This window comes from Nocardia sp. NPDC060220 (genome assembly GCF_042727815.1).
Classification (GTDB): Bacteria; Actinomycetota; Actinomycetes; order Mycobacteriales; family Mycobacteriaceae; genus Nocardia.
In genome coordinates this window covers 1-5,072 of record NZ_JBHWZY010000509.1, presented here as the reverse complement: position 1 = coordinate 5,072, position 5,072 = coordinate 1, and the positions used below count along the sequence as shown (strand labels likewise).

General features: G+C 66.6%; 6 protein-coding genes. 1 reads left to right on the top strand and 5 read right to left on the bottom strand.

Going from position 1 to position 5,072, the window contains the following annotated elements:
• The coding region (locus ACFWF3_RS23740) for a cytochrome d ubiquinol oxidase subunit II (protein ID WP_379315320.1) at positions 1–549 on the top strand (549 nt) is incomplete at its 5' end.
• A gap of 122 nt (positions 550–671) precedes the next feature.
• On the opposite strand, the gene ACFWF3_RS23735 is transcribed toward ACFWF3_RS23740, so the two are convergent.
• From ACFWF3_RS23735 to ACFWF3_RS23715, 5 genes are all read right to left on the bottom strand, one after another.
• On the bottom strand, positions 672–1,397 hold the full coding sequence (locus ACFWF3_RS23735; protein ID WP_379315319.1) for a GNAT family N-acetyltransferase: 726 nt from the start codon (positions 1,395–1,397) through the stop codon (positions 672–674).
• Between the two features lie 69 nt (positions 1,398–1,466).
• Complete coding sequence (locus ACFWF3_RS23730) at positions 1,467–2,438, bottom strand: glycine betaine ABC transporter substrate-binding protein (RefSeq protein WP_379315318.1); 972 nt, start codon at positions 2,436–2,438, stop codon at positions 1,467–1,469.
• Entirely contained in the window at positions 2,435–3,172 is a 738-nt protein-coding gene (locus ACFWF3_RS23725) for an ABC transporter permease (protein WP_378990051.1), read from the bottom strand. The genes ACFWF3_RS23730 and ACFWF3_RS23725 overlap by 4 nt, the downstream gene beginning before the upstream one ends.
• The gene (locus tag ACFWF3_RS23720; RefSeq protein WP_378990053.1) at positions 3,169–4,449 is read right to left on the bottom strand and encodes an ATP-binding cassette domain-containing protein; all 1,281 of its coding nucleotides are present in this window, start codon (positions 4,447–4,449) and stop codon (positions 3,169–3,171) included. Before ACFWF3_RS23720 ends, ACFWF3_RS23725 begins: the two co-directional genes overlap by 4 nt.
• A partial coding sequence (locus ACFWF3_RS23715) for an ABC transporter permease (RefSeq protein ID WP_379315317.1) occupies positions 4,449–5,072 on the bottom strand: 624 nt, incomplete at its 5' end. The genes ACFWF3_RS23720 and ACFWF3_RS23715, both read right to left, overlap by 1 nt.

Here is a 5,072-nt window from a genome sequence, read left to right as displayed (position 1 = left end):
GGCCCCTACGCGCTGCTCGGCGCGGCGACCACGGCCATCCTGTTCGCCCTGCACGGCGCGATCTTCCTCGCGCTCAAAACCGGTGGTGAAGTCCGCGACGATGCCCGCATATGCGTGCGGATCCTGTTCGTGCCCACGGTGGCGATTGTCGGCGGGTTCGGGCTGTGGACTCAGCTCGCCTACGGCTCCGGCTGGACCTGGGCCGCGCTCGGCGCGGCCGTGCTCGGCCTGGTCGTCGCCGGTGGGGCCACCGCCGCGGCCCGTGACGGCTGGGCGTTCATCGGCACCACCGTCACGATCGCCGCGGCCACTATCCTGCTGGTCGGCTCGCTCTACCCGAACGTGATGCCCTCGACGATCGACCCCGCGTTCGATTTGAACATCCACAACGCTTCCTCCAGCCACTACACCCTCCAGGTGATGAGCTGGGCAGCGGTCCTGTGCACCCCGGTGGTCCTGATCTACCAGGGCTGGACCTACTGGGTCTTCCGCAAACGACTCACCGTCGAACAGATTCCCGAACCGACCGGGCTGCCGCTCTCGAAATAGGCTTTCGGCAACTGCGCAGTGTGAGGGCCTGCCGAGTAGGCGGATCGCCGGCAGGACAGGCTACGCAAACGCGAAACCCTCATGACGCCTACCCGTATCAGCGCATCGGTAGCCGGCCGCGTTCAGCGTAGGGGTGCCGCGGACGAGTTCACGGAACGCCCGAGATCGCGAAGCCGGCCGGCAAGACGCGCTCTGACGTCCGGCCAGTCTTCCACCGTGATCGAGAACAGCACGGAGTCGCGAACGGTGCCGTCGGCGCGCCGGGAATAGCGGCGCAGTGTGCCTTCGTACCGGGCGCCGAGGCGCGCGATGGCCTGTTGCGAACGGTGATTGCGAACATCGGTTTTGAGCTCGACGCGACCGGCACCCAGCGTGTCGAACGCATAGGCCAGGAGCAGCCACTTGGCCTCCGGGTTCACCCCACTCGCCCACACGCCCGGGGCGAAGAGGGTGGCGCCGATCTCCAACCGGGCGTCCCTCGCTCGGGTTTCGAGATAGGAGGTCATCCCGACGATCGCACCGACCGGGTGGCCGGCGATGGCCCGGCGCGTTCGGACAATCCACAGATGGTTCTCCGGCGTCGCGTGCCACGACCGCAGGAACACCTCGAGTTCCTGTCGATCGCGCGGACGAAACGGAATGTGGGCCCACACGACATCGTGCTCGAGCACCGCGAACAACTCGGCCGCGTCCGCTGCCGGATCGACCGGGCTCAACCGCACTGTCTCACCGACGAGTTCGGCATCCGGGGCAACCGGCCACTTCAGCTCCGGCCACACCTCATCGGTCGGCCGCGGGTCCGGCACCGGATCGAAACGCTGCACGTCGGCAAGACCATCCTGAGGCACAGCGCGATCATAGACCGGCGTCGATCACGTTCCCCGGCGCTGGATCGCCCGCGGCAGCGTGCCGCTGCGCTAGGCGATCAGTTTCACGCTTTTCAGCCAGTCGTAGGCGACGTCGGCGGGGTCTTCTCCGTCGATGTCTACGCGGCCGTTGAGTTCTCGCATCAGGTCGTCGGTGAGCAGTTCGGAGATCGTGCCGAGAAGTTCGCGCAGTTCGGGGTTGGCGTCGAGGACGGGGCCCCGCACGACCGCGGTCCCGCTGTAGGGCAGGAAGAACTTCTTGTCGTCGTCCAGGACCACCAGGTTCAGGTTCTTGACGCGGCCGTCGGTGGTGTAGACCATGCCGAAGTGGCAGGGAGAGTCTTTGGCGGTCGCGGTGTAGACGACGCCGGCGTCCATGCGGGTGACGTTGCCCGCGGGCACACCGTTGGGATCGTTGTAGGGGATGCCGTATTTCTGCAGCATCGGAATGAAACCATCCGAGCGACTGAAGAATTCGTCGTCGACACAGAACGTTCGTTCGGCAACCGGCAGCGCGGCCACGTCCGAGAGTGACTTCACGCCGAGTCGCTGCGCGGTCGGTGTCGACGCACCGAACGCGTAGGTGTCGTTGAAGTTGGCCGGGGGCAGCCATTCCAGGTCGTAGTCACGCTTCTCGACATCGTGGACGCGCTGCCACAGTTCCTGCGGGTCCACGATCGTCTCGGTCTCGTTGTGGTAGTTGACCCAGCCGGTGCCGGTGTATTCCCACAGCACGTCGGCGTCGCCGTTGAGCTGGGCCTGCCGTGACGAGGCCGATCCCGGCGCGCCGGTCAGATCGGTGACCGAGGCCCCCGCCGCGGCCAGGTAGGTCGCGGTGATCTTGCCGAGCAACACCCCCTCGGTGAAGCTCTTCGAGGTGACGACCAATTTCGCGCCGTCGAGGGGACGTTCGCCGCCGGGCAGGCTCGCGTCGTGGAAGGTGCCCGACGAGCTCACCAGGCCACACCCGGCGAGCAACGACAGCGTCGCGACCAGCGCGGTAATCAACGGGACTCGCCTCATGAGACACCTCGTGGGGTCGCGGCCAGTTCGACGAGTCGGCCGAGCCAATCGATGATCAACGCCAGCAACCCCACGAGCACGGCGCCGGAGATGAGCAGCTTGGGCAGGAACAGGGTGACACCGGTCGTGATCAGCGTGCCCAGGCTGGTCGCACCGATGAAGGTACTCAGCGTCGCGGTGCCGACCAAAATGACCAGCGCAGTGCGCACGCCGTTGAGGATCACCGGCACGGCCAGCGGCAATTCGACCTGAACCAGCGTCCGCCCGGCCGAGAAGCCGATGCCGCGAGCGGCCTCGATGGTGCGGTGATCAACCTGCCGCAGCCCGACGATCGTGTTCTGCAGGATCGGCAGGATCGCGTAGACGACGAGACCGACGACCGCCGTGCGGAATCCGGTGCCGAGCCAGAAGGTGAACAGCACGAGCAGTCCGACGGCGGGCGCGGCCTGACCGATATTGGCGATGTTGACGGCGATCGGCTCGAACCGCTGCAACGCGGGCCTGGTCAAGGCGATACCGAGCGGAATCGCGACCACCACCACGATCAGCGTGGCGACCACCGTGAGCCGGATGTGCTCGAGGATCGTGGTCTGCAGATTGGCCCAGCCGAGCGAGGCCTGTTCGGTCGCGGTGAACGTCGACGACTGATACCAGAGCACGTATCCGATGCCGATCACGACGATGATGAGCGGTTCGAACCACACATCGATCGGGACCCGGCGCAGACGGTTCATGCCGGTCCGGCCGATCCGTGTTCGTCGTCGGCGGCGACGACCGGGGTGGGTGTGGGATCGGAACCGTCGACGTAGGTTTCGTAGGACAGGTCCTCGGCGGCGGCGTGCCCTTCGGCGAGCTTGGTCTGGATCACGTCGGTCACCGAGCCGATGTTCAGCGAGCCGACTACGGCGCCGCGACCGTCGGTGACCAGGGTCGCGCCCTGACTGGCGGCGAGCATGGCGTCGAGCGCGTCGTTGAGGGTCGAGGACTGCGCGACGACGGGCAGCCGGCGATCGAGGTAGTCCGAAACCTCCGGCTTGCTCGCCACTTCCGGCAGCGAGGGCCACGACCGCGGCCGCCCCGCGTCGTCGACGACCACCACCCAGGTGTGTCCCGCGGCTTTCGCCCGCCCGATCACGACCTGCGAGGATTCGCCGATCTTGGCGGTGGTGACCGGGTCGACCTCCACATCGCGGACCCGAGACACCGTGAGATAGGCCAGTTTCGCGCCCGATCCGACGAACTCCTCGACGAACGGCGTCGCCGGGTCGGTGAGGATCTCCTCCGGTGTCGCGTACTGCTCGACGTGTCCGCCCTCGGACAGGATGAGCACCTTGTCACCGAGTTTGGTGGCTTCCTCGAAGTCGTGGGTGACGATCACGATGGTCTTGCCGAGTTCGTGCTGGATCGCGATCAGACTGTCCTGCAGGCGAACCCGGGTGATCGGGTCCACCGCGCCGAACGGTTCGTCCATCAGCAGCACCGGCGGGTCGGCCGCGAGCGCGCGGGCGACGCCGACACGCTGCTGCTGGCCGCCGGACATGTCCTTGGGCAGACGGTCGGCGAAGGTCGCGGGGTCGAGACCGACCAGATCCAAAAGATATTCGGTGCGTTCGGCGATTCGCTTCTTGTCCCAGCCGAGTACCCGCGGGATCGCGCCGATGTTCTTGGCGACCGACCAGTGCGGGAACAGCCCACCGGACTGGATGACATAGCCGATCGACTGCCGCAGCTTGTCGGGATCTTCGCGGGTCACGTCACGTCCGCCGATGAATATCCGGCCCTCGGTCGGCTCGATCAGCCGGTTGATCATCTTGAGCGTGGTCGTCTTACCGCAGCCCGAAGGTCCGACGAACGCGACGATATTGCCGGCCTCGATCTCGAGGTCCAGACGTTCGACGGCGGGGGTGTCCTGGCCCTTGTACCGCTTGACGACCCCGTCCAAGGTGATGGAATCGCCGGTCACGTTGCGCTGGGGCGCGGTCGGCGCGGGCTGGCTGGTCACATCGGTCATCACAGTCCCTTGGCAATCGTGAGGCGTCCGAGCAGGACGAGGAGCGCGTCGAAGACCAACGCGATGGCAACGATGAGAATGGTTCCGGTGAGCGCCATTTCGAGCGCGTTGGCCCCGCCGAGACGCGACAGTCCGTTGAAGATCAGCGAACCGAGGCCGGGCCCGAGGACGTAGGCCACGATCGCGGCGACACCGACGATCATCTGGGTCGAGACCCTGATCCCGGTGAGGATCACCGGCCAGGCGATCGGCAGCTCGACGGTGAGCAGGATCCGCCACCGCGAAAGTCCGATGCCGCGCGCGGATTCGACGACCGTGGCAGGCACCGATCGCAGCCCGACGATCGCGTTACCGATCACCGGCAGGGCCGCGAAGAACGCCAGCATGATGAACGACGGCACCACACCGAGGCCGAACGGGACCAGCAGCAATGCCAGCAGCGCCAGCGAGGGGATCGTCAACGCGACCCGGCTCGAGGTGAGGGTCAACGCCGATGCCAGCGGCAACCGATACACCGCCACCGCGATGAGGATCGCGACGACGGTGCCGACCAGCACGGTCTGAAAGGCCAGCGACGCATGCTGATAGGTGAGGAAGGTCAACACCTCGCCTCGGTCCTGGAC

What these genes read in the sequence shown, in the direction of transcription:
- ACFWF3_RS23725 (WP_378990051.1), bottom strand. Translation starts at nt 3,172, where the DNA reads ATGAACCGTCTGCGCCGGGTCCCGATCGATGTGTGGTTCGAACCGCTC.
- ACFWF3_RS23730 (WP_379315318.1), bottom strand. Translation starts at nt 2,438, where the DNA reads ATGAGGCGAGTCCCGTTGATTACCGCGCTGGTCGCGACGCTGTCGTTG.
- ACFWF3_RS23720 (WP_378990053.1), bottom strand. Translation starts at nt 4,449, where the DNA reads ATGACCGATGTGACCAGCCAGCCCGCGCCGACCGCGCCCCAGCGCAAC.